Raw genomic sequence first — 23087 nt, forward strand, 5'->3', positions numbered from 1 at the left:
GTGGGACTCCTAGGGGATCGGGATCGTCGTGGCGGGGGCGGGAGCCCTCATCCGGCCGCCTCCGCCCGGACTTCGTGGTCGGCCTTGACCAGGGCGGGCAGGAACTCGTCGATGACGTCCCGGGTGACGTGCCTGGCCACCACGAGGCGAAGCCCGTCGTCGAAGCGCCTGGAGGTGGAGACGATCCAGCCCGCGGAGTCGAGGCGGCGTGACACCTCGGCGGCGTTCGGGACCCGGGCGACCACGATGTTCAGGTCGGGTTCGACGAGGAGGTCGTACCCGGCCTCGGCCAGCTGCGTGGTCAGGTAGCGGGTGTTCTCGTAGTTGGCGCGGGTGACCTCGACGAAGCCGTCCCTGCCGAGGTGTTCGAGTACGGCGTAGGTCGCGACCGCGGCGCTGCCGGGGCGGGTGCCGAGGAGCGTGGTGTGCGCGGGGGTGTCGAGGAAGAACGAGTCGGCCTGGTACGCCTCCTGGTCCCGGAAGAGGATCGCGCCCGCGGGGACGTTCGCCAGGCCGTACTTGTGGGGGTCGATGGTGATCGACCGGACGCCGTCGACCTGGAAGTCGAACTGCGGCAGCGGGCGGCCGAGTTCGCGCGCGAACGGGATGATGAAGCCTCCCGTGGCCGCGTCCACATGCAGCCACACCCCGCGCCCGGCGAGGGCCGCGGCGATGTCGTCGACCGCATCCACCACCCCCAGTTCGCTGCTCCCCGCGGTGGCCACCGCCGCGATGGTGTGCTCGGTCACCGCCGCCGCCACGGCGTCGGGCGCGAGCCGCAGACCGTCGTCGACGGGGACGCGCACGGGGGTGATGCCGAGCGCGGCGAAGATCTTGTCGAACGAGAAGTGGACGGTGCTTCCGACGACGACTTCCGGGCGCTCCGTCAGCCGTCCGGAGATCCGCGCCTCCTGGCGGGCGGCGAGGACGGCGAGCAGATTGGCCTCGGTGCCCCCCGAGACCAGGCTCCCCGCCCCCTGGGGGTGGCCGAGCAGGTCCAGGAGGAGCGCGACGACCTTGCGTTCGATCCGCTTGGTGCCGCGGAAGATCCGTACGTCGCCGAGGTTGGTGTGCGCCGCGGCGTGGGACATCTCGACGGCCAGCGGATGCGGCTGGGTGCAGATGGAGTTGAGCACCCGGGGCCAGCGGACGTCCTCGGCGAGGGCCGCGGTGATGTCGGTGCGTACCGCGGATTCGGGGAGACCGGCTCGGCGCATGTCAGCTCCCCGCGTCGACGACGGCGCCGGAGGGGTGCTCCCCGTCGGCGAGGCTCGTGTACAGGTCGGGCCGCCGCGCCCACAGGCCGAACCACAGGGTCTCCTGGAAGCGCAGGTCCGGCTGGCGCAGGTGGCGGATGTGCGCCAGGTCCCAGGCGGCGCTGACCACGGCCTCCTGGGTGCCGGCCCAGGCCAGGAAGCCGTCGGGGACGGCGACGCCGGAGCCGCCCGCCGATGGCGCGTCGAGCGCACTGGCGAGGGCGACGCCGACGGTGTTGAGCGTGGCGAGGCCCCAGACCGCGGCGTGCTGGCTGTCGGTCGCCGCGCCACTGGTCGAACCGGCCACGAGAAGGAGCTCGGCTCCCGCGAGGCACTGGATGCGGGGCGGCTCGACCAGCCAGAAGTCCGGGCCGAGCAGCACCCCGACCCGGCCGTGCTCGGTGTCCACCACGGGGAAGTCGTCGCCGGTGAGGGTGCGGCCCCGGTCGTCGACGGCGCGCCGGACGACGGCACGGACCTCGCCGGAGGGGTCCAGGAGGTGGGTGACCTGGTGCGGGCTCCCGCCGGGTCCGTGCTCCTCGGCCCACGATCCGGTGAGTACGTAGGTGCCCTGGCGCCGGGCCAGCTCGGCGAGGCGTTCGAGGGCCTGGTCCCGCAGCGCGGCGGGCAGTGGGCCCGCGGTCGCGGCGGCGAAGGCGTTCTCGGGCAGCACGACGAATCCGGCCTGTGCCGTGACCTTGGCGTCGAGGTACTTGAGGACCGCGTCCACGGTGCTCTGCGCGTCGGCGTGACGGCGGTACTGGGCCACGAAGATCCTGGTCATCGTCACGCTCCCGTCGGCTGCGTCGCGGGGGCCCCGGCCGGCTGCCGCTGCTGTCCGGCGTCCTCGGCCAGGTTGGTGCGCAGCTCCGCCGCGAGGTCACGGCTCATGCCCTCGTACGCTCCGAGGAGCGGCCCGTACGCCCCGGGGCGCCGCATGGCGATCCAGTCGCTGCCGTCGTTGTCCGGGGGCGGCGGGGCCAGGTCGGCGTGGAGGATCTGCGGCCGGGCGCTGCCGGCCTGCGCCATCACGCCCTCCGGTGACACCACGAGGCTGGTGCCCGCGAAGTGGATCTGCACCACCCGGTCGCCCCGGGTGCCCTCGACCAGGCCGACGGAGCTGGCGTACACCACGTTCACGCCGTTCAGGTACGCGGTGGTGCGGAGCGCGTTGACCATCAGCGCCTGGTTCTGGCGCAGTGTGCCGCCCGGTACGAAGACGGTGTGCACCCCGGCGAGCGCCATGACGCGGATGGCCTCGGGCACCCAGAAGTCGGAGCAGACGGCGAGTCCGACCCGGCCGAAGTCGGTCTCGATGATGCCCAGCGAGTCGGCCGGGCGGCACACCACGATCTCGTTGCCGAACATGTGCGCCTTGGCGGCCCGCCCGGCGATCTCGCCGTCCCTGTTCAGGAACAGCGAGGTGTTGCTGTACATGCCGTCGTCGAGCTCCTCGACGATCGCGCCGAGCACCATGTTGGTGCGGGTGCCGCGCGCCAGTTCCTGGAAGGTCTCGATGACCGGTCCGGGGATGCGGGTGTCGGTGCGGCCCCGCAGGTGGTCCTGGCCCGGCATGTACCAGGGCGGGCCGAGGAAGAACTCCGGGAAGCAGAGCACGTCGACGTCGCCGGACTCGGTGGCCTCCTCGATGGCCTTGTGGGCGTTGCGCAGGCCGTCGGCCGGATCGTCGGCCCAGCGTGTCTGGACTACCGCTACCTTCATCTGCTGCTCCTCGTGCGGGTGTCGGTTCCGGCGATGTCTTCGACGAACGGCGTCAGCTCGACGGCGGGCCCGAGCCGGCTCAGGGCGAGCTCCTGAAGCGCCGGACCGCCGCTGCTCCGTACGGCGAAGGCCACGGACAGGCGCTCGCCTTCGCGCGTACTCGCGACCTGCCCCCGGGGCTCCGGGGAGGTGAACAGGCAGCGCTCCACGTCGACTTGGGTGATCGGGCCCTCCGGGGTGGCGACGGCGTCGGCCACCCGTCCGAGCGGGGTGACGACGCGCCGTTCGGAGCCGCACGCGCAGGGCGTGTGCGGTGGGCGGAGTTCGACGAGCTCTCCGGTCGGCAGTTCCACCGGCGCGGCCGACTCGGAGCCAGGGACGGTGAGCACGAGTTCCCCACGGGTGGCGTCGCGGTCGATGCGGCCCGGCGTCGGCGACCGGAGGCCCGCATCGAAGCGGTCCTCCAGCAGGTGGAGCCGCCCGGCCGCGCAGGTGGTGGCCGTGGCGGGCCTGAACGGGGTGCTGAAGATCCCGGAGGCCACCGCGCCCCACCTCGCCGCGACGCGCCGCAGCCGCTCGGGGGCGGCGGGGCGGGTAGCGAGGATGGTGCGGACGGTGGACGCCCTCGGGTCCCGTCCGGCCGCCTCGTCGAGCGCGGCCAGTTCGGCGGCCAGCTGGGGCGGGCAGGCCAGCGTCGTCACCTCGTACCGGTGGATCAGGTCGAGGAGCCGTGGGACCGGGCAGATCGTGTTGCTGGTGCCGACGCTGATGAGGCAGGCGCCGAGCGATTCGATGGCCCGCTCGACGGCGGCTCCCTCAAGGGACAGTTCGTAGGGGACGGCGACGACCGCCACGTCGTCGGGGGTGATGAGGTCGCCGAGGGCGGTGACGAGATCGAGCTGGCCAAGCACCCACTCCGGCTGGGTCATCCGGATCGCATGCGTGTCACCGTCAGGGGCCGCCCATTCGCCGTACCTCACCGGCGCGGACAGCGGCGGGGCTTCCCCCGTCACGGAGGAGCCGGGGTGCGCGTCGGCCTCCAGAGTGCGCAGCCACCGCGCGAAATGCGCGTCGAACCGGTCTGCCACGGGGTTCATGAGGCGGCACCCGCCTCGGCCAGCTCGCCGGCCAGAGTCCAGCCGTAGTCGGCGTCGCGCCCATTCCCGCCCCGCCGCAGCGGCTTGAGCGTGTCGTCGGCCTCGGCCCTGTGGACCGTGCCGAGGATCAGCAGGTGGTCCCCCATCCGGTAGCTGGCGGCCGTCCGGCAGTCGATGAAGCCGAAGGCGCCCTCGATACGGGGGCAGCCGTTCGCGGTCGCGGCCCACTCCACGTCGTCGAAGCGGAGGTCGGGCCTGGTGCGTGCGAAGACGCGGGCGATGTCCGCCTGCTGGTCGCTCAGGATGTTGACGCAGAAGTGCAGCCGGGGGGCGATGCTCGCCCAGCTGGAGCTCTCCGCCTTCACCACGAAGCCGATGAGGCCGGGATCCTCCGAGACCGTCGTGAGGGAGGCGACGGTCAGCCCGCGCGGCGCCGGGGCGCCGTTCCCCGCGGCGCCGTCGCAGCCGGTCACGATGGCCACCGCGGTCGGCAGCAGCTCCTTGGCCCCCGCCAGCGGGCTCATCGTCCGGGCGGACCGCGTCGGCTGCCCCGACGAGGTGGGGGCGGTGCGGCCCTTAAGTGCCCGGCGCAGATGCGTCGCGGTGGCCGAGCCCTCGGCCCCGAGCAGCTCCGCGGGCGTACCGCAGTGGATGACCTTGCCACCGGCGCGGCCCGCGCCCGGGCCGATGTCGATGACCCAGTCGGCGACGGCGACGACGCGCAGGGTGTGCTCGATGGCGACGATGGTGTTGCCGGAGGCGACGAGGCGTTCGAAGAGGGCCAACAGGTGCCGGGTGTCGGCCGGGTGCAGGCCGCGCGTGGGCTCGTCGAAGATGAACAGGGTGCCGCTGCGGCGCTGCTTGATGAGTTCCGCGGCCAGGTTGAGTCGCTGGGCCTCGCCGCCGGAGAGGGTGGTGGTGGAGGAGCCGAGCAGCAGGTAGCCGAGGCCGAACTCGTCGAGGACGGTCAGGATCTTCACGACCTTGGTGGCGCCGAGACCGTCGAACCAGGCCAGGGCGTCCTCGACCGTCATCGACAGGACGTCGTGGATGTTGCGGCCGTGCAGCCGCACATCGAGCACGTGGTCCTGGAAGCGCCGGCCGTCGCACTCGGAGCACACGACGTGTTCGCTGCGGAAGAGGGTCATGTCGACTTCCGCGAGCCCGAGGCCCTTGCACGCGGGGCAGCGGCCGCCGACGACGTTGGCGCTGAACTCGGCCCGGCCCAGGCCACGTTCGACCGCGTCCTCACTGCCCGCGAAGGCGTCGCGGATGTGGTCGCCGATGCCGATGTAGGTCGCCAGGGTGCTGCGGCTGGACCGCCCGATGGGGCGCTTCTCTACGTAGATCACGTCGTCGAGATGCTGGATGCCGTCGATGTCGCCGCCCGCGGCCCCGGTGCCGCGGCCCGCCGCCGCACCCTTGAGCCCCGCCTTCAGCCGGTCGTGGAGACTGCCGATCAGCGAGCTCTTTCCGGCCCCGGAGACTCCGGTGACGCAGGTGAGTCCGCGCAGGGGCAGACGTACCGCCTGGTCCTCGACGTTGTTGCGGGTGAGGGCGCGTACGTCGAGCCACTGGGCGTCGGACAGGTCGGCGCTCTCCCGGGCGGCGGGCCGGGAGCGCAGCGCCTTCGCCGTCGGGGAGTCGGGCGTCTTCAAAAGCTCCGCCACGGGGCCCTCGAAGACCACTTCGCCGCCCCGGGAGCCCGCGCCGGGGCCGAGCTCGACCACCCAGTCGGCCGCGGTGATCACGCTCTCGTCGTGCTCGATGGCGATGACGGTGTTGCCGAGGTCGCGCAGGCGCCGCAGCGAGGCGAGGACGTTCTCGGTGTCCGCGTCGTGCAGGCCCGCGGTGGGCTCGTCCAGTACGTACATGACGCCGGTCAGGTCGCTCGCCAGGTGCTGGGCGAGCAGCAGTCGCTGCAGCTCGCCGCCGGAGAGGGTGACGATGGGGCGGCGCAGCTGGAGGTGGCCGAGGCCCACCTGCCGGATGTTGGTGGACTTCTTGACGATCTCCTCGGCAAGGCCGCGGACCTGCCCCGGCAGCTTCCCCGCCAAGAGCGCCTCCTGGAGCCGCTCGGTCGAGGTGGAGAGTTCGTCGCGCTGGAACTGCGGGAAGGTGAGCCCGGCGACGGAGGCCTTCAGCGACTCGGTGCGCAGCCGGCCTCCCTCGCAGGCCGGGCAGACCTCGCCGGCCAGGTAGTTGGCGAAGGCGTTGCGCCGGGCGGGGCTGCTGGCGTTCTTGTACGCGCGTTCCAGGAAGCCGAGGATTCCCTCGAACCTGAAGTCGTTGGTGACCTTGTTCAGCTTGATGCTGTAGACGGTGTCGGAGCCGTGCAGGACCCGCTCGCGCTGCTCGTCGGTGAGCCCGGCGAAGGGGCGGTCGAGCGGGATGCCCGTGTCCTGCGCCATGGCCTCGAACACCTTGCGGCAGTTGGGCACGGCGAAGGTGCCGGAGTCCGCGCCGTCCCAGATCTCCTTCAGCGTCCTTGACGGGTCGGGGATGATCCGGTCGAGGGAGAACCCGACCAGCTCGCCGACGCCGTCGCAGTGCAGGCACTTGCCCTCGCGGCGGTTGGGGCTGAAGTGCTGGGCCGAGTGCGGCTCGGTGTAGATGCCGCAGTCGGGGCAGAGCAGGTCGGGTCCGGTGTCGCCGAAGCAGGCGGGGCACACGGGGTGGGAGGCGGCGCCGAACAGGAGCCGGTAGAGCCCGTCGATCCCGGTGAGCGTGCCCACGGTCGAGCGGGGGTTGCTGTAGCCGCCGTCGCGCTGGCGCAGGGCTACGGGTGGCTGGGTCCCGGCGATGCGGTCGAACTGGTAGTCGCCGTCGCCCAGGTCGAGGGATCGGCTCGAAAGGGCGCCGAGGTAGAGGGACTTCGAATGCTCGAAGAGCGTGTCGATGATCAGGGAGGACTTGCCGGACCCGGAGACGCCGACCGCGACGATGAACTTGCCCTTGGGCAGCGCCACGTCGACGGACTTGAGGTTGTGGGTGGTGACGCCCTCAAGGACGATGCTGTCGTTCACGGGTGCTCCAAAAGGTCGGCCAGGACGCGGGCCGCGGACTCGCAGGCCGGAAGGTCGGCGAACGTGGTGTAGAGCATCGAGCGGACCCTCGTGGGGTCGCCGCGGTTCCAGGCCTCGTACAGCTCCTGCCGCATGCCGAACCGGTCGATGACCAGATCACCGGCGAGGCGGAAGAGCCGCGACTTGTCATCGACCGACGTCTCGCGCCCGCCCATGTACAGGTCGAGGGCCTCGCGCAGCTCCGCCGACTCCAGGTCGCCCTCGGCGGGCTGCATGATGAGCCCGGAGGCGCCGATCTGCCGCACGATCGCCGAGGCGCGCTCGGAGAACTGGCCTGCGATGGAGTCGAGGGCCGCGGTCGATCCCGGGGCGAGCAGGCCGCTCGGGGTCTCGGTGGCCTCCTGGGAGACCGTCTTGAGGGCGAGGTCGACCACCGACACATAGGCGGCCAGCTCGCCGAGCATGGCGCCGACCTCGCGGAACTTGTCGACCCCGATGGACTTGGCCAGCAGCGACGCGACGCCGAGCATGACGCGGAGTCGGTGCTGGAAGCGGATCTGCCCGGTGTAGAGGGACCAGCGGTTCAGCGCGCGGAACCCCTTGACGGCGGTGTTCGCGTCGTCGAGCAGGAAGATGCGGTCGTTGGGGATGAACGCGTCGTCGAAGACGAGCATGGCGTCCTGCTCGTCGAAGCGGGAGCCCAGCGTGTGGGCGGGCCCGTTGTAGGAGCGGCGGCAGAGGATCTTCAGGCCGGGGGTGTCCAGGCGGGCGCCGAACCAGCAGACGTACGCCGGGTCCTCGCGCAGGTAGTTGGCGGGCGAGAGGTAGATGAGGACGTCGTGCGCGTACGGGGCGAGGGTGGCGATCTGCTTGGCCCCGCGGACGACGATGCCCGCGCTGTCCCGGTGGACGACCCGCAGGCCGAGCTCGGGCCGCTGCATGGGCGTGACCGACCGGTCGACCTGGGGATCGCCGAGGCCGTGCGTCAGCGCGAGGTCGTTCTCGCGGCAGTGCAGGTAGTAGTTCTCGGCGTTGGCCGCGAACACGGGGTCGACCTCACCGAGCGCGTGGCGGAAGTCGTAGAGCCCCACGACCACGTTGGCCATGAAGTCCGGTATCCGGGATATCTGGCCGTGCGAGCCCGTCACCCAGTGCCGGGAGTTGAGCCACTTGCGCTCCAGCTCCTCCGGGGTGCTCGGGGCCAGGTAGGAGAGGCTGACCGGGTTTCCGCTGACGTCGGAGGTGAAGGTCATCTCGCGGGCGAGAGCGGGCGAGCGCTGCCGGTCGTACAGGCCCGCGAGGGTGCGCAGCATCGGCCGGAAGTCGGGGTGCGTGGTCACGTCGATCTGCTTGCCCTCGACCCAGACCTCGCGGCCGTCGGCCAGACTCTCGACGTACGTGGCGCCGTCGTGTGCTCCAAGGCCCGGCCGGGAGGGAGCGCCGGCCGCGGGTGCCGCGGTCGTCATGACGGTCTCGGACTCATGTGTCGGCATGCCCCGCCTCCCTACGGCATTCGCTCGGGTGCGCCCAGGTGGAACTGCTGGTAGCCCTGCTCCTGGACCTCGGGGAAGTAGTCCCGGGTGGCCTCACCGACGACCCGCATCAGCTCCGAGTCCACCGAGGTGGGATCGGTGAGCAGCACGGTGAGCGGGGAGCAGTCGACGACGCTGGTCAGCTTCATGCCGCGCGCCCTGTGCAGCGCGGTCAGCGAGGGCTGGGCGTTGGCGGCGTCGCGCATCTTGTAGACGGCCTGGGGGCCGTCGGAGACGCCGATCATCGACTTGGTCCCGCCGCTTCCCAGGCAGTTGCGCGGCATGTGCAGGTGCTCGTGCCGCCACTCCTGGTACGTGTGGTGAAGCCGGAACGCCTGGTGCAGCAGCTGGTGACGGAGCCAGGAGTCGGCGTCCTTGTGCCGTTCGGCGTCGATCGCCAGGGCCGCGTCTTCGAGGGAGCCCTCGCCGGCCGCGCCGAGCCATGCCGAGATCTCGTTCCAGAAGTGCTTGAAGAGGTCCTTGAACATGTGCTGCTTGATCGCAAGGGAGTGGGTGCCGCTGGCCGGACCGAGGTTCTTCCGGAAGCCGTGGTACTCGCCGGTGGCGAGCAGCTCCGCCATGACCCGCTGCGCCTCGACCATGGGGCCGAGGACGGCGTTGCAGAGCGCCAGGTGCGACGCGGCGCTGCTGAGGGTGCGTGCCCGTACGTCGCGTACGGCCAGCTCCAGGTGGTCGTTGGACTCCGCGCTGAGGATCTCCGGGACCTGGTGCAGCGCGACGAACTCGCCGTGCATGGTGCCGGGGTGGAGTTCGGTCGCGGCGACGGCGTCGGCGAGGAGGCCCGTGGCCAGGAGCGTGTTCAGCTCTCCTTCGAGCGGCAGCGGCACGCCGGAGAGGTCGCTCTCCCACTTGGTGGCGTCGTGGCTGCAGATCCGGATGCCGTGCAGGAGCCGGTACAGGTCGTCGTCGATGCTGCGGGTCGCGATGGTGGCCCGCACCGTGAGCGGGTCGCTGACCAGCAGCGAGCAGCGGACCTCGTCGTCGAAGGCGCGCAGTTCGTCGATGTACGCCTGGCATCCCGCGGTCTCGGCGATGTCCACCGAACGCACCCCGGGGCGGGAGGTCCGCCCGGAGAGGCTCTGCAGTTCCTGGCTCACCCTGCCGAGGCCGCGCAGGAGCCGGTGGAAGCCCATGCTCCACTGGATGTAGCGGGAGGCGGACGCGTAGTCGCGGGCCTTGACCGCCTTGCGGCCGCGGTCGGTCAGGCGGGCCAGGTTGAGCAGGCACACCTCGGCCGCCTGGAACACCGCGCGGACCGTGGACTCGTACGAGCCGGGCTCGGTGGGGCAGGCCTCCCTCGCCGCCCCGATCAGGTCGATGCGGTGCAGGTGGTCGTAGCTGGGCGCGATGGGCCCCAGCTCATTGCCGGGCGGTCCCGACGCGGGGCAGGCGTCCGGTGGTCCGGTGCTCACCGCGACCGTGGGCACCGGACACGCTTGCGACTCCTGTGTGGTCATCGCGCTCACTCCTCGGTGGAGATTCGCAGGTAGCGGATCGAGTTGCTGGGACACGACTCGTAGGCGTCAAGGACGCATTCGAGTTCGTCGTCGTCCTCGGGCTGCTTGTGGACGTAGTGGATCTCGTTCTCGTCGTCGCCCTCGAAGTTGTCGGGGGCGAGGTCGCGGCAGAGATGACAGTCGATGCACGTGTCGTCGATGTGGAACCGGCCGTCGAGAGGGAGCCGGCCTGGAGGCTCTGCTTCCGTCATGGTGATCGCTCCTCCGCGGCGCGCAGGAAGTTGCGCATGGTGGGCTTGGCGGAGGTCCGCAGCGCGTGCTCGAAGGCCGGGACGTCCAGGACACCGAGCCTGGTGGTGGCCCCGAACCTGCGGTCGGCCTCCGCCGCGATCGTGTCCCTGGTCCGCCGGTCGGCCGCGCTGCCGGGGGGCAGCGCGATGTCCAGTACGGGTCCGTCGACGTCGAAGGCGAAGAAGTACGGCGGCGTCGTCATGGCGCCGAGCACGACGTCCTCGATCTCCAGCTGCGAGGCCGAACCCCGGCCGACCGCGATCCGGTCCCCCAGCCGCCCGCGGTGCCGCAGCCTGCGCAGCGGTGAACCGCAGGGGCAGGGCGCCGCCTCGATCTGGCAGGTGTCGCCGGTGCGGTAGCGCAGCAGGGGCATCGCCCGGCTGGCGAGCGTCGTCACGGCCAGTTCACCGGCCTCGCCGTCGGGCAGCCGCTCCCCGGTCCGGGGGTCGACGATCTCGAAGTACGTGCGTGTCTCGACCAGATGCAGGTCCTGGCGGGCGCAGAACATGGCGAGCGTGTTGGTCTCGGTCATGCCGAACATCGAGTAGGTGGCGGCGCCCCACTGCTCGGTGAGGCGCGTCTTCTTGGCGGGTGAGGCGCCCTCCCCGGCCATCAGGATCTTGTTGACGGCGAGGTCCCGGCCGGGGTCGATGCCCGCGCGCCGCGCGATCTCGCCGAGCAGGAGGGCGCGGGTGCCCGAGCAGATCAGCGCCGTAGCGCCGGAGCGCCGCAGGGCCTGCACCATGCGTTCCGGCGGGCAGGACGGGGACGCGGCGCCGAGCGGAACGATCGTGCAGCCGAGGAGTTCGAGGGCGCGGTCCAGGTCCTGGCCGACACCGGCGAGTTCGTAGGGGACGGCGATCGCGACCACGTCGGAGCTGTCGAGGACCGCCGAGAGGAGGTGGGCCACGATGAGGTTGTTCTCGACCCAGTCGTCGGCCGTGAAGAAGGCGGCGATGGACTGCCCGTTGCCCGTACCGGAGCTCTCGTCGAACCGGGTCACCTCGCGCCGGGGGACCGCCAGCATGCCGAGCGGGTAGGCGTCGGCGAGGTCCTGCCGCGTGGTGAAGGGCACCGAGCGGAACGCCTCGGGGTCCGCGGCGACGGCGTCGGCCAGCGACCGCGGTACGCGGCCCGCGTAGAACGGTGAGTTCCCGCTCGCGTGCGCCACGGTCTCGGCGAGCGCGCCCGCCGCCCACCGGCCGAGCTCATCGCGGCCCAGGGACGCGACGTGCGCGACCTTGCGGGCGACCCGGCGGCGCGCGCCGATCACGTCGCGCAGCCGGTCCGCTGTCCGGACCGCCCCGGGGGCCGTCTGCGATGTCGTCACGGCGTGACCGCCAGCTTCGACATGGCGTCCCGTTCGGCCCGGCCGAGGTCCTCCAGGATGACGGCCGCTTCGTCGGCGGCCTTGCGCATCGCGGCCGGTTCGGACTCGTCGCGCAGCAGCTCCGCGACGCGTGTCCACCGGGTCGAGAGTTCGCGGTAGGTGCGGGCCACGGAGGCGTAGGCCGGTTCGTCGGCCAGCTCGGCCGCCTCGTCGAGGAAGTCGGCCCACAGGGTGCGGAAGAAGCCGCCGCCGGTGCCGCCGTCCTCGATGCTGTGGGACAGGAAGGTGAACGCGGCCCTCGGGTCGTCGAGCGTGTCGCACCAGCCGCGCATCGCCTTGGCGGCCTTCTGGAACCCCTTGTGCCCCATGTTGGTGATGGGCGGTTCGAGGAAGTCGGCGGCGGTCGCCGCGATGGCCTCGCGGCACGCGCCGGGCAGGGTGCGCGGGTCGTATCCGTTCCTGCCGAGCCGGAAGGACAGGCTGCGCGAGCTCATCGGGCCCTTCGCCGCCCGCGCCCGTGCGAGGGCGGCCCTGCCGGTGGTCTGCACCCCGAGCCCCTGGGTCTCCACGACGGTGTACGTCTCGGCCGTGTACCCGACGCACGTCAGGTAGTGGGCGGCGAAGTGGAAACTGTCGTGGGCGTAGTCCAGGTGGAAGCGGTCCAGCTTGAGGCCGACGGCCTCCCCGGCGTCCAGGGCGGCGAGGAGTTCCCGCTCGGCCTTGGCCTGCGAGGCGGTCTCGCTCTCCAGCAGCTCGACGCCGAGGGCGCCGGTGGCGTTGCGGATGAGGTGGTCGGGCTTGACGCGGCCGCCGAGGAACGGGGCGGGCATGTGCTTGGAGTTCCAGTAGAGGAACGAGATGCCGCGGCCCAGGCCGAAGATCAGTGGTTCGCTGACCTCGATGCCGCGGCTCAGCAGCAGGTTGGCCAGGGTGGTCGATTCGCAGTGCTCGCCGGATAGCCAGTTCACCGTCGCGACTCCCCCGCGCCCGCGCCGCTCTGCGCCTTCGCGGCGTCGTAGACGACCTCGAGGACCGACTGGGTGGAGTTGTTGCGCAGGTGCCCGTAGGTGTGGCCCACCTCGTCGGCCTCGGTGTACGCGATCGCCTCCAGGTGCTCGACCTCGTGCTCGAGGCCGCCGAGGACCGCCTGGACGTCGTCCGCGGCGAACACCTCCAGGGCGACGTGCGACATCAGGCGCCCGCGTTCGGCGACGGGCCGCTCCAGCCAGGCGCCGAAGGACCGGCAGGTGAAGGTCTCGATCACCCGGCCGTCGGGCAGCGCCACCGAGAGCCACCAGCCGGGCGTTCCGTACTGCCGGGGCGCGATGTAGGAGGGGCCCATCTCGACGGAGGAGATCTCTCCGGCGCTCCGCAGGCCCTCCAGGTACGCGTGCCAGCGGAACACCTCGTCGTCACTGGCGTAGTCGCCGAGGTAGACGCCGATGTGGTTCACGCCGGCGAACCGCTCGGTGACGTCCTTGGGCGCGTGGCCGCACCAGCTCCGCAGGTACGAGGCGCAGTCGGCCTCGTTCCAGGACGCGGACTCGGCGAGCACTTCGCGCCAGACGTCGGCGAATTCGGGGTCGGACGGGAACGCGCCCGCTTCTCCGCGGTGGGCGGACGGATGACGGCCTGTGGCTGCGGTCATGACTCCTTCTCCTTCCGTCCCACGATGACGAGACCCATCTGCACCGCCGTCACGCTGTCCGCGTGGATTCCGGCTCGCTTCAGCAGATCGACGGCTTCGGGGACCGTGTACGCGGACTGGACTGACGTACGGAAGCCGGGACGCATGTCGACGGCGATGTTGGCCTTCATGAACTGGAACGTGGTCCGGTCGATGTCCCTGCGCAGGTCGGAGACGCAGAACGCGCCGCCGGGCCGCACGAGGCGGACGATCTCCTGCAACGCTCTGACCGGGTCGGACCACTCGTGCAGCGACGCGGCGCTGAAGGCGTGGTCGAAGGACGCGTCGGGGAACGGCAGGTCCAGGACGTTGCCTGCGGTGTAGTCGGTGCGGTGCGAGAACGCGTAGGCGCTCGCGTTGGCGCGCGCCCTGTCGAGCATGGCCGGGGAGATGTCGACGCCGACCAGGGTGCAGTCTCCCGAGCTCTGGCTGAGCCATTCGAGGCCGAGCAGTCCGGGGCCGCAGCCCGCTTCGAGTACGCGTCCGGAGTCGATGCCCGCTTCCAGGACGCTGTCGACCTTCTCCTGCAGCCATCCCCGGTCCCGGATGTGGCGCTGCATGTCGTCGTACTTGAGCGCCAACTCATCGCCCTGCAGACCGACTTCGGTCTCGTGGACCCGTTCAGTGCGTCGAATGCCCGCCATGCGCACCACCTCCCACTTCGGCCCCTGCCTCTGCCCTTGCCTCTTTCGCTGTTCCTGGCTCCGCCGCCACGGCCGGGCGCAGCCCGACGGGCAGGCCGCGCAGCATCGCGCTGCCCATGTACTTGTCGCGGCGCTCGCCGCTCGTGATCCGGTTGACCGACGACCGGGTGGCGGCGGCGATGTCCGCCTCGCCCGGGTACCACCACCCGGCGTCGGCGACGATCACGTCGGGTGCCACCGCGTCGGAGACGTTGACCGCCATCACCACACCGGGCCGCTCCGGGTCCCGGTAGATCTCCACCTGGTCCCCGTCGCCCACCTCCAGGGCCTCGGCGGCGCGGGGGTGGATCGTCACGCGCGGTTCCCGGTAGCGGCGCGCCGTGGTGGGGAGCTGGCGGAACTCGGTGTTGAAGAACTGCAGGTTGTGGGCGCTGGTCATGACGTACGGCAGCGCGTCCGTGGTGGACGGCGGCGCCTTGAACGTCGGGACCGCGTCGTACCCCATGGCCTCGAGCCCCCGGTGGGCCAGGTCCACCCGTCCGGAACGGGTGCGGAAGCCGGCCGTCTCGTACTTGCGGTACCGCTTGGTGTTGGGGAGGTGGCCGACCTTCTTGAACTGCTGCCACGTCAGGCCGATGCCGCTCAGCTTGGCGTCCAGGGCCTCCTCAAGACCCGGGTAGAAGTGCTGCTCCAGATCGAGCCGCCGGGCCAGGTCGAGGATCATCTCCTCGTCGGACCTGGCGCCCTCCACCGTCGCGACGCGCTGCCGCGCCGCGATGTAGGAGTTGAACTCCACGATCTGGTCGCGCTCCAGCCACGAGGAGGCGGGGAGCACGACGTCGGCGAGGCGCGCGGTCGGCGTCATGAACATGTCCGCGACCGCCAGGAAGTCCAGCTTGGTCAGCGCGGCCTCGGTGGCCGCCGCGTTCTCGTGGGAGACCAGCGGGTTGGATCCGAAGACCACCATGGAGCTGACGTGGTACGGGCTGTCGCTGAGGATCGCTTCCTGGAGGTCGCCCGGCGCCACCCAGCCCGACATCGAGAGCACCTTGTGGGCGGCGCCGCCGATCCGTTTGGCCGCCTGGTCCTCACCGAGCAGGTCGGACCTCGGGAACGCCCGGCGCCCTTCGACGGGCATGGGGTCCCAGATGAGGTCCCCGCCGGGGGCGTCGAGGTTCCCGGAGAGCGCGGAGAGGACGGCTATCGCCCGGTGGGTGTCGAAGGCGTTGTCGCTCTGCGAGACACCCGTGCCCGCCTCGACGCACGCGCGGGACGCCCGGCCGTACATCTCGGCCGCCGCCTCGATGAGTTCCGGTCCGAGGCCGGTGATGCGGGACACGGTGACGGGGTCGTACGCGCGGATCCCCCGCTCCAGCTCCTCGAAGCCGGAGGTGTGCCGGGCGACGAACTCCTCGTCGTACCAGCCGCGGGCGATCAGCAGGTGGACGAGGCCGAGCGCGAGCGCCGCGTCGGTGCCCGGCTTCAGCTGGAGGTGGAGGGCGGCCCGCTCGGCGGTCCTGGTGCGCCGGGGGTCGACGACCACCAGGCGGCTGCCGCGGTCGATGGCGCCCATGAGGTCGACGCCGATGACCCCGTCGGAGTGCGTGTTGAGCTTGTTGCTGCCCCAGAGCAGGATCACCTCCGGGTCCCCGGCGTAGTCGCAGAAGGTGAAGCCTCCGTAGGTGAGGATCGACGCCATGACGCGCGGGTAGAAGCACACGTGGGCCGGTCCGACCACGTTGGGCGTGCCGATGGCGTTGGCGAGGCGGAAGACCCACTCCTGGTAGTTGCGGTCGGTGCCCTGGCCGAGGACCACCGACTCGGGGCCGAAGCTCTCCATGCTCACGCGGAGGTTGCGGGCCACCTCGTCGAGCGCCTCCTCCCAGCCGACCGGACGGAAGGAACCGCTGCCGCGGGGCCCGGTCCTGACCAGTGGGGTGCGGAGCCGGTCCGGGCTTTCGAGGAGGTCGAGGGAGGCCTTGCCCTTGATGCAGAAGTAGCCGCGGCTCGTCGGGCTCTCCGGGTCGCCGGAGATGCCGGTCGGCCTGCCGTCGGTGAGCTCCACGAGTGCGCCGCACCCGCCGTGGCACATGCGGCACACGGTCTTCACCGTGGTGGTTCCGTGGTTCATGCCGTTCACACCGCTCCGACCCGGTCTCGGGCCAGTTCCGCGAGCTCGCCGAAGGCGGCTTCCTCGGCGTCGGCGATGGAGTGGAGCCGCGCGGCGGCGTCCTTCAGGTGGGCGGAACGGCTCGCCGCTCCGGGGTAGCCGGTCAGGTGGTCGATGAGCCCCGTCCACGCCGAGACGATTCCCTCGAACCGCGCAAGGCCCGGCAGCAGCTCCGCGTCGCCGGTCAGGGCGTGGGCCTCGGTGAGGAACTCCCCGTACAGGCCACGGAAGTTGGTGCCACCGGTCCCCGCGAACCGCCAGAACCGGGCGGTCTCGGGGATCATCACCTCGCTGCGCGGCAGCCGCTGCCAGTCCGGCAGTTCCTCGGCCGCCCGGCGCAGGGCGAGAATCCCCCGGTCGTCTCCGCGCCGCCGGTCGAGGTAGCGGACGGCGGCGCCGTGGATGGCGGGCCACACCTGCGGGGCGAGAGCCACCACCTTGTCCGCCGGCGCGTCACGGCCGCCGTCGAGGTGCCAGTGCAGGCGGGGGGACGGCATGAAGCCCTCGTCGGAGGCGCGGGCGCGGGTGAAGGACTGCAACGGCAGTCGCTGGGCGCCGCCCTGCTGCGCGGTGTCGGCCACGTACGCGGTGGCGGCGTCGATTCCGTGCAGCGCGATGCAGTGGGCCGAGAAGTGGGCCTTCGACGCGAAGTAGTCCAGGTGGAAGATGTCGACGGTGACGCCCACGACGTTGCCCGCCGACAGCGCGGCGACGGCCCGCGCGTGAGCGGCGGCGTCATCGGCGTCCTGCGCGACGACCAGGTCCAGGCCCATGGCGGCGCAGGCGTCCGCGGCGATACGTCCCGGCTCGACGCGCCCCGTGAGCATCGGGGGAACGCCCGCGTGCGGGGGCGGCGGGAAGAACTGGGAGTCGATGCCCCGGCCCAGGCCGAACACCAGGGCCTCCGAGACGTCGATCCCGGCGTACCGCAGCATGTTGTTGAGCATGGTCGTCTCGCAGTGCACGCCCGGCACCGGTGAGAAGCCCTCCAGCATCGTGCCCCGCGGCTTGGCCGCCGCGCGGGAGGCCGCGGTCATCGGACGCCGCCCGACAGCACGTCGCCGTAGCTCTGCAGGTCGAGCAGGCCCGAGCCGCTGGCAAGGACCACGAGGACCGGGTCCGCGTCGGCCTCCTTGGCCCGCGCCGCCACCTCGATGGCCGCCGCGACCGCGTGCGTGGACTCCGGCGCGAGCAGGAACCCCTCGGTCCGCAGGACCAGACGCCCCGCTTCGAGCGCCCGCTTCTCCCCGATCGCCACCGCGTCGAGCAGGCCCTCGTGGCGCAGCAGGCTGACCGCGCTGGAGCTGTGGTGGTTGCGCAGCCCGGCCGTGTGCACCGGCGGCGGGATGAAGTCGGGGCCCATCGAGTACCCAAGGACCTCGGGGGTGAGTCCGGCGAGGTCGGAGCGGCCGTACTGGTAGCGCCCCGCCGTGAGGCGTGGCGCCGCCGTGGATTCGGCGGCGAGGAGACGCAGTTCACTTCCCGCGGCGTTGGCCTGGCGGAGGAAGGGTCCGATGAGGCCGCACAGATTGCTGCCGCCACCGGAGCACGCGATGAGGTGGTCGCCGCGCCCGGGAACCCCGATCGGCTCCTCCAGCGCCGCCAGTTGTGCCTGCACCTCAAGGCCGAGGAGGGTCTGGTGCAGGTATACGTGGGGCACTCCGCTGCCGGACAGGTAGGCGGCCCCGGGCCCGGCGTCGAGTGCGTGCTGGATGGCGTCGCTGATGGCCGTGCCCAGGCTTCCCGGGTGGTCGGGCGTCCGCGCGAGCAGTTGCCGGCCGAACTTCGTGTCGGGGGACGGGGACGCGTGGACCGTGGCCCCGAGGAGTTCCATGTAGTGGCGGCGGTAGGGCTTCTGGGCCAGCGAGCAGCGCACCATGAAGATCTCGGAGTCGAGGCCGAGCAGGGAGGCGGCCAGCGCCACGCTCATCCCCCACTGCCCCGCGCCCGTCTCGCTGATCAGCGTCGTGCGGCCCTCTTCGGCCGCGTAGTACGCCTGCGCCACGGCGGAGTTGAGCTTGAAACTCCCCGTCGGCAGGACGTCCTCGCGCTTGAGGTAGATGCGGGCGCTGGTCCCGAGTGCGGATTCCAGCGCCTTCGCCCGGTGGAGCGGGGTGGGGCGGCCGATGTGCCGCAGCCAGTCGGCGACCGGCTCGGGTATGGGAACCCACTGGTCGGACGGCCTGTCCTGGTCGAGCAGCGCCGCCGGCCTCACCTGCCGCGCGATCTCTGCCGCGGACGGCGTCAGCTCGTCCCTGACGGGCGGTAACGGCGCCGGCAGATCGGGCAGGAAGTGGTACCAGTGAGTGGGAAGCGGGATGGAAGCAGGTCCCGGCTGAGCGCCGTATTCCGCATCAATAGGAAATCGAACATTGCTCGACATGCGCCCCCCGTGATCCCAGCTCTGGAATGCAGAGCACGATTACAGAGCGCTTAACCCGGCGTCAAGAGGGGAGCGAAAAAAACCGCGTCCCGTGCGGCGGGCATAGTCTTTGATCTTCGAATTTGGGGTCGCGATTCCCCGGAACACACCGGAGCGTCGGATTCTATTTCTCATTCAAAGCGCAACTACTGGGCCCACTCGCACCACTGGCCACCGGGAACACCAAGCCGTTGATCCACTGGGCCGGTACGCCTGTGCCGCCGTGGAACTCGACGTCCTCCTGAGAAAGATCGTCAACCGCCCCCGCCGCGAAGTCTCAACCGAGCCCGCCGCGACGCCGAGCCGAAAAGTGCCGCAATAATGCAGCCACCCCCGCGATTCCCACATACATGGCGCACACAATCAGCCATTGAAACGAAAATGAATTACGGTTGCAAGTAAAACCAGTATTTGACCGTCCCCGCACGCACCGTTTCCCCGGTGATTTCTTCACCGCGCCTCTCCAAGCGGAATCAGCGCCCGCCCGGTTCCCGGAAGGACGCGCCGGTGGCCGCAGGGAAGGTCACCTCGGACACCATCCGGATAATCGACTTCCATTCATCGCGCCGCCGCACCGGTGGGCCACTCTCCCGATATGGGTGGACATTGACGCAGGACCCGGACATCCGCGCGGAATAGGGCTCATGCGGAAGACGTCAGTTCGAGTTGTTATTGACGCGTATCCGCCCGCTGATCGCGCCGGGCCGACCGGACACCCTCGCGCCCGGGCCCCGTACGCAGGACACTTGTGACCGCAGGCAACTGTTGCTCTCGGAGGGGGAACCCATATGCGGGACAGCCATCGGGCCGAGGCCGAGCGGCTGTTGGCACGGGCCGTTGAGGACGAGGTCAGGCGCTCGGGCGGGCGCGTCGACGGGAGCGTCCTGCTCTCGCGGGCACGCGGCGCGCTGGACGCCATGGCGCAGACGGCGGCCGAGGAGTACGAGAGCTACACGAGCGCGCTCGACGCGGCGGACGTGGGCCGGCTCAGCTTCGGCCAGCGGTACGCGAAGGACGGCGCCGGAACTCCCGTGCTCGTGGCGGTGGTTGCCGCCCTCGCGGCCGGTGTGTCCGACCTGTCCTTCGGTACGAGCGTCGGCACGGCCCTCGGCACCGGCGCGGTCGTCGCCGTCGCGGGCGCGGCGGCGACCGTCCTGAAGGTGACGGCCGCCCACGTCCCCGCGGCCAGCCGCCGCGCGGGCGAGCTCAGCAGGCCGGGCGGCCCCGAGCAGCTCCGGCTGCAGTGGCTGACCGCCCTTGAGGTGCGCGGCATCCGGCCCTTCCTCGACCAGCAGCGGGTCCTGGCCGCATCGACCGGTACGACGAAGAAGACCACGCCCCAGCTGCGCGGCACGGACAAGAGCGCGGCGGCACGGCGGCGCAGCGTGCTCCAGCAGTCCTTCGGCCAACTCGCCGAGACCGCGGCCCCGTTCGTGGGCCGCCGGGTCGAACTGGGCCGGATCGCCCAGTGGGTGCACGCGGCGCGCGCCAGCACCGACACCCGGCCCACGATCGTCGTACTGCACGGCGTGCCCGGCTCGGGACGGACCTCGCTCGCGGTGCGGGCCGCGCACGAGCTGCGGGACCAGTTCCGCGGCGCGTGCGTGGTGGACCTGCGCGGCGACGCCCCCGAGGACACCCCGCTGTCCACGCGCGACGCCCTGCTGCATTTGCTGAACCGTTTGGGCGCCCCGCGCGAGCAGTTGCTCTTCCGCGAGCGGTCCTCGCAGGAACAGCAGGTCAAACGGCTCAGCGAGCTCTACCACCAGTACCTGACGGGCCTGCCGGTGACGATCGTCCTCGACGACGCCGCCGACGTCGAGCAGATCCGCACCCTGATCCCGGAGCGCTCGGACAGCCTCGTGCTCATCACCGCGAGAGAGCCCCTGGAGCTCCCCGACGACCTGCCCGCCTGGGTGCACCGGCTGCCGGTCGACGCGCTGGACGAGGCGGCGGCGGAGCAGCTGCTCCGGGAGTCCGCCGAGGACCTCTCGGGACCCTACGACGCCGAATCCGGCGACGCGGTACGGGAGTTGTGCGGCGGCCTGCCGCTGGCGCTGCGCGCCGCGGGCTCCTCCCTCGGGCCGCGTACGCCGCGCGGGCTTGCCGCCGACCTGTCGGCCTACGGGCCCGGCGACAAGGTGGCCCCGGTCGAGCGCGTCCTGTGGCTGCGCTACGCCGACCAGTCCGAGCCCGCCCGCCGGCTCCTGCGCCGCCTGGCACTGGCCGGGCGCGCCTCGCTGGGCGCCGCCGCCGCGGCGGCGCTGCTCGGCACGGACGAGCAGGAGGCGGCCCGGCAGCTGACGGCGCTCTCCCGGGCGGGCCTGGTCGACCTGCCGCGGCCCCGCAGCCACGTGGAGGGCGCGGCCGCGTCGGCGGCCAGCCGCTACCGCCTGCACGACCTGGTGCGCACCTTCGCGCGGGCCCGCCTCCTCGACGAGGAGGAGCCCGCCGAGCGCACGGCCGCGCAGGAGCGCCTCATCGCCAGCTACGGCGAGCTCGCCGACACGGTGATCCGCCTGGTCGACGGCAAGACGTCCACGCGCGCCGACCAGTTCGGGCAGCACGGTTTCGCCTCCCTCGACGCGGCCCTGCGCTGGCTGGACGACGAGTCGACGTTCATCACGGCGGCCCTGCGGTACGCGGAAGGCGTCGACCAGCAGGCCGTACTCAACCTCCTCGGCGCCCTGTGCGACTACTGCCTGCTGCGCGGCGACCTCTACCGCCTCGGCGAGATCAACGAACTCACCCAGGCCATCGACCAGGGCCTGCTCGGCCGCAGCGTGCAGTGGCGCACCGGCATCGCGGCCCGTCAGCTCGGCGAGCTCGACCAGTCGCGCACGACCCTGAACTCCGTCGTCGACCTGTACTTCGAGGCCCACCAGGACGCGGCCGCCGCCCGCGCGCTCGGCTCCCTCGGCATCACCCTGCACCACCAGGGCAATCTGACGGAGGCCGCGGCCCGCCTCACCGAAGCGCTCGAACTGCAGACCGCCGACGAGCTCGCGGGCGACCGCGCCTGGACGCTGCACGCGCTCGCGGCGGTCGAACGGGACCGCGCGCACCTGGCGCACGCCCTCGACATGCTCCGGACCGCGCTCGGCCTGCACCGCGCCAGCGGCTCCGTGCACGGCGAGGCCTGGACCCACTTCCAGCTCGGCCAGCTCTGCCTGCGCCTGGGCGACGTACCCCGCGCGGAACGCGAACTGCGCGACGCCCTCGGCCTGTACGGCCGCACCCACGACGCGCGCGGCGAGGCCTGGGCCCTCACGCAACTGGCGCGGGCCCGGCTGGTGGACGGCGACCCGTCCCCCGCCGTCGACGGCCTGCGCCAGGCGGTGTCCCGGCACCGCGACAACGACGACGCGCGCGGCGAGGCCTGGTCCCTGTACTACCTCGGCCAGTCCCTCGAGGAGACCGGCGACCTCGACCAGGCGGTGCGGGAGCTGGAGCGGGCCCGCACGATGTTCTCCCGGATGCGGGACGTGTACGGGCTGGCGTGCGCCCGGCACCATTCGGCGCGCGTGACCCGCGACCAGCGCGCCGCCCAGACCGGTTCGCTGCGCAACTCCGGCTTCGCCCGCCAGCTCCTCGTGGACGCCCGCGCCGACTTCCAGCGCATAGGCGTCGCGCACGGCGAGGCCTGGACCTGCCTGGAGCTGGCGGTCGTGGACGCGGGCAACACCCGCACGCAGCAGGCGCTCGCCCTGTGCGACGAGGCGATCACCCTCTTCACCTCCTACGGCGACCGCCGCGGCGAGGACTGGGCCCGCTTCCTGCGCTGCACGCTGCTGCCGTACGGCTCACCGGGCGGCTGGGAGATCGGCACGGCCGTCGCCCAGGAAGAACTCAGCCAACTCGCCCGGGCCACCCACCCCGCCCGCGACGGCAAGCTCGCCGACTACGTCCAGGCGTACGCCCTCCTCCTGGACCGGGGCGCCGACCTGGAGACAGGCTGGCAGGCCTGGCGCCTGGGCATGGTCCCGAACCGCCACGCCCGCGAGGTGATGGGCGTACCGGTACCGGAGCAGGACTGAGAGCTCCTGGGCGCAGGCTCGGGCCCCCTAGGGGCGCGGGGAACTGCGCGAACAACCACGACGGCCCCGCAGCAGAAAATCCCGCGTCGTCCCGACGCCATGGGCACCGACACATTCCCGCAGCACCGGCGCCCATGGTCGGGCCACACCGCCCGGGGAGGGGAGCTGTACGCGAGCGGCACGCCCTGCCTCCACAGTCCTCCACGCACAGGCACCGCACAGGCCACGGCGGAGCGCAATTCCTCTACGCCACGAAGCCCCCGGCACCCCGCGCGGACACGTACGACAGCGTCTCTTTCCGGACAGGACACGCCCAGAACCCCCGGGCGCCATTCCCACCGGTGCCGCCCTCGCTCTACCCTCACGTACAGAGGGACGGAGCCCGTACGCCTGTC

The 23087-nt window shown here is 71.8% G+C and carries 16 protein-coding genes; 1 reads left to right on the forward strand and 15 read right to left on the reverse strand.

All coding sequences use genetic code 11. The features are described from left to right. Window positions 1–47: 47 nt before the first annotated feature. Genes mfnA through ACFVYR_RS17375 form a run of 15 tightly spaced genes read right to left on the reverse strand, consistent with a single transcriptional unit; the run spans window position 48 to window position 18616 of the window. Window positions 48–1217, reverse strand: a complete 1170-nt coding sequence (mfnA, locus tag ACFVYR_RS17305; RefSeq protein ID WP_384259961.1) for a tyrosine decarboxylase MfnA — start codon at window positions 1215–1217, stop codon at window positions 48–50. A gap of 1 nt (window position 1218) precedes the next feature. Further along, window positions 1219–2040, reverse strand: a complete 822-nt coding sequence (locus tag ACFVYR_RS17310; RefSeq protein WP_384259958.1) for a carbon-nitrogen hydrolase family protein — start codon at window positions 2038–2040, stop codon at window positions 1219–1221. Window positions 2041–2042: 2 nt separating this feature from the next. Beyond that, window positions 2043–2978: a carbon-nitrogen hydrolase family protein gene (locus ACFVYR_RS17315; protein WP_384259956.1), complete on the reverse strand. Its 936-nt coding sequence runs from the start codon at window positions 2976–2978 to the stop codon at window positions 2043–2045. Continuing rightward, complete coding sequence (locus ACFVYR_RS17320) at window positions 2975–4075, reverse strand: hypothetical protein (RefSeq protein WP_384259953.1); 1101 nt, start codon at window positions 4073–4075, stop codon at window positions 2975–2977. Before ACFVYR_RS17320 ends, ACFVYR_RS17315 begins: the two co-directional genes overlap by 4 nt. Continuing rightward, window positions 4072–7101 carry a flavin reductase gene (locus ACFVYR_RS17325; RefSeq protein WP_384259951.1) on the reverse strand — a complete coding sequence of 1010 codons (3030 nt, stop codon included), beginning with the start codon at window positions 7099–7101 and terminating at the stop codon, window positions 4072–4074. The genes ACFVYR_RS17320 and ACFVYR_RS17325 overlap by 4 nt, the downstream gene beginning before the upstream one ends. Then, the gene (locus ACFVYR_RS17330) at window positions 7098–8594 is read right to left on the reverse strand and encodes a 4-hydroxyphenylacetate 3-hydroxylase N-terminal domain-containing protein (RefSeq protein ID WP_384259949.1); all 1497 of its coding nucleotides are present in this window, start codon (window positions 8592–8594) and stop codon (window positions 7098–7100) included. Before ACFVYR_RS17330 ends, ACFVYR_RS17325 begins: the two co-directional genes overlap by 4 nt. 11 nt (window positions 8595–8605) lie before the next feature. Further along, window positions 8606–10111, reverse strand: coding sequence for a hypothetical protein (locus ACFVYR_RS17335; protein WP_384259946.1), 1506 nt, complete (start codon window positions 10109–10111; stop codon window positions 8606–8608). A 5-nt stretch (window positions 10112–10116) separates the two neighbouring features. Beyond that, a complete protein-coding gene (locus ACFVYR_RS17340) occupies window positions 10117–10362 on the reverse strand; it encodes a ferredoxin (protein ID WP_384259944.1) in 246 nt (81 codons plus the stop codon). Next, window positions 10359–11732 carry a phenylacetate--CoA ligase family protein gene (locus ACFVYR_RS17345; protein ID WP_384259941.1) on the reverse strand — a complete coding sequence of 458 codons (1374 nt, stop codon included), beginning with the start codon at window positions 11730–11732 and terminating at the stop codon, window positions 10359–10361. The genes ACFVYR_RS17340 and ACFVYR_RS17345 overlap by 4 nt, the downstream gene beginning before the upstream one ends. After that, window positions 11729–12700 (reverse strand): BtrH N-terminal domain-containing protein, encoded by a 972-nt coding sequence (locus ACFVYR_RS17350; RefSeq protein WP_384259939.1) that lies wholly within the window; start codon window positions 12698–12700, stop codon window positions 11729–11731. The genes ACFVYR_RS17345 and ACFVYR_RS17350 overlap by 4 nt, the downstream gene beginning before the upstream one ends. After that, complete coding sequence (locus ACFVYR_RS17355; protein ID WP_384259936.1) at window positions 12697–13380, reverse strand: hypothetical protein; 684 nt, start codon at window positions 13378–13380, stop codon at window positions 12697–12699. The genes ACFVYR_RS17350 and ACFVYR_RS17355 overlap by 4 nt, the downstream gene beginning before the upstream one ends. Further along, complete coding sequence (locus tag ACFVYR_RS17360; RefSeq protein ID WP_384259934.1) at window positions 13377–14063, reverse strand: class I SAM-dependent methyltransferase; 687 nt, start codon at window positions 14061–14063, stop codon at window positions 13377–13379. Before ACFVYR_RS17360 ends, ACFVYR_RS17355 begins: the two co-directional genes overlap by 4 nt. Continuing rightward, window positions 14041–16194: a molybdopterin-dependent oxidoreductase gene (locus ACFVYR_RS17365; RefSeq protein WP_384259932.1), complete on the reverse strand. Its 2154-nt coding sequence runs from the start codon at window positions 16192–16194 to the stop codon at window positions 14041–14043. Before ACFVYR_RS17365 ends, ACFVYR_RS17360 begins: the two co-directional genes overlap by 23 nt. A 5-nt stretch (window positions 16195–16199) precedes the next feature. Beyond that, entirely contained in the window at window positions 16200–17270 is a 1071-nt protein-coding gene (locus ACFVYR_RS17370) for a BtrH N-terminal domain-containing protein (RefSeq protein ID WP_384259929.1), read from the reverse strand. Then, the gene (locus ACFVYR_RS17375) at window positions 17267–18616 is read right to left on the reverse strand and encodes a TrpB-like pyridoxal phosphate-dependent enzyme (protein ID WP_384259926.1); all 1350 of its coding nucleotides are present in this window, start codon (window positions 18614–18616) and stop codon (window positions 17267–17269) included. The genes ACFVYR_RS17370 and ACFVYR_RS17375 overlap by 4 nt, the downstream gene beginning before the upstream one ends. Before the next feature lie 827 nt (window positions 18617–19443). On the opposite strand from ACFVYR_RS17375, the gene ACFVYR_RS17380 reads away from it, so the two are divergent. Further along, window positions 19444–22692 (forward strand): AAA family ATPase, encoded by a 3249-nt coding sequence (locus tag ACFVYR_RS17380; protein ID WP_384259925.1) that lies wholly within the window; start codon window positions 19444–19446, stop codon window positions 22690–22692. Window positions 22693–23087: the final 395 nt, after the last annotated feature.

The sequence above is a fragment of the Streptomyces sp. NPDC058284 genome (assembly GCF_042881135.1).
GTDB lineage: Bacteria > Actinomycetota > Actinomycetes > Streptomycetales > Streptomycetaceae > Streptomyces.

Coding starts and splice junctions, on each gene's coding strand:
- ACFVYR_RS17370 (WP_384259929.1), bottom strand. CDS start 17,270: ATGACCGCGGCCTCCCGCGCGGCGGCCAAGCCGCGGGGCACGATGCTG.
- ACFVYR_RS17375 (WP_384259926.1), bottom strand. CDS start 18,616: ATGTCGAGCAATGTTCGATTTCCTATTGATGCGGAATACGGCGCTCAG.
- ACFVYR_RS17335 (WP_384259946.1), bottom strand. CDS start 10,111: ATGACCACACAGGAGTCGCAAGCGTGTCCGGTGCCCACGGTCGCGGTG.
- mfnA (WP_384259961.1), bottom strand. CDS start 1,217: ATGCGCCGAGCCGGTCTCCCCGAATCCGCGGTACGCACCGACATCACC.
- ACFVYR_RS17320 (WP_384259953.1), bottom strand. CDS start 4,075: ATGAACCCCGTGGCAGACCGGTTCGACGCGCATTTCGCGCGGTGGCTG.
- ACFVYR_RS17355 (WP_384259936.1), bottom strand. CDS start 13,380: ATGACCGCAGCCACAGGCCGTCATCCGTCCGCCCACCGCGGAGAAGCG.
- ACFVYR_RS17330 (WP_384259949.1), bottom strand. CDS start 8,594: ATGCCGACACATGAGTCCGAGACCGTCATGACGACCGCGGCACCCGCG.
- ACFVYR_RS17365 (WP_384259932.1), bottom strand. CDS start 16,194: ATGAACCACGGAACCACCACGGTGAAGACCGTGTGCCGCATGTGCCAC.
- ACFVYR_RS17310 (WP_384259958.1), bottom strand. CDS start 2,040: ATGACCAGGATCTTCGTGGCCCAGTACCGCCGTCACGCCGACGCGCAG.
- ACFVYR_RS17360 (WP_384259934.1), bottom strand. CDS start 14,063: ATGGCGGGCATTCGACGCACTGAACGGGTCCACGAGACCGAAGTCGGT.
- ACFVYR_RS17340 (WP_384259944.1), bottom strand. CDS start 10,362: ATGACGGAAGCAGAGCCTCCAGGCCGGCTCCCTCTCGACGGCCGGTTC.
- ACFVYR_RS17380 (WP_384259925.1), top strand. CDS start 19,444: ATGCGGGACAGCCATCGGGCCGAGGCCGAGCGGCTGTTGGCACGGGCC.
- ACFVYR_RS17315 (WP_384259956.1), bottom strand. CDS start 2,978: ATGAAGGTAGCGGTAGTCCAGACACGCTGGGCCGACGATCCGGCCGAC.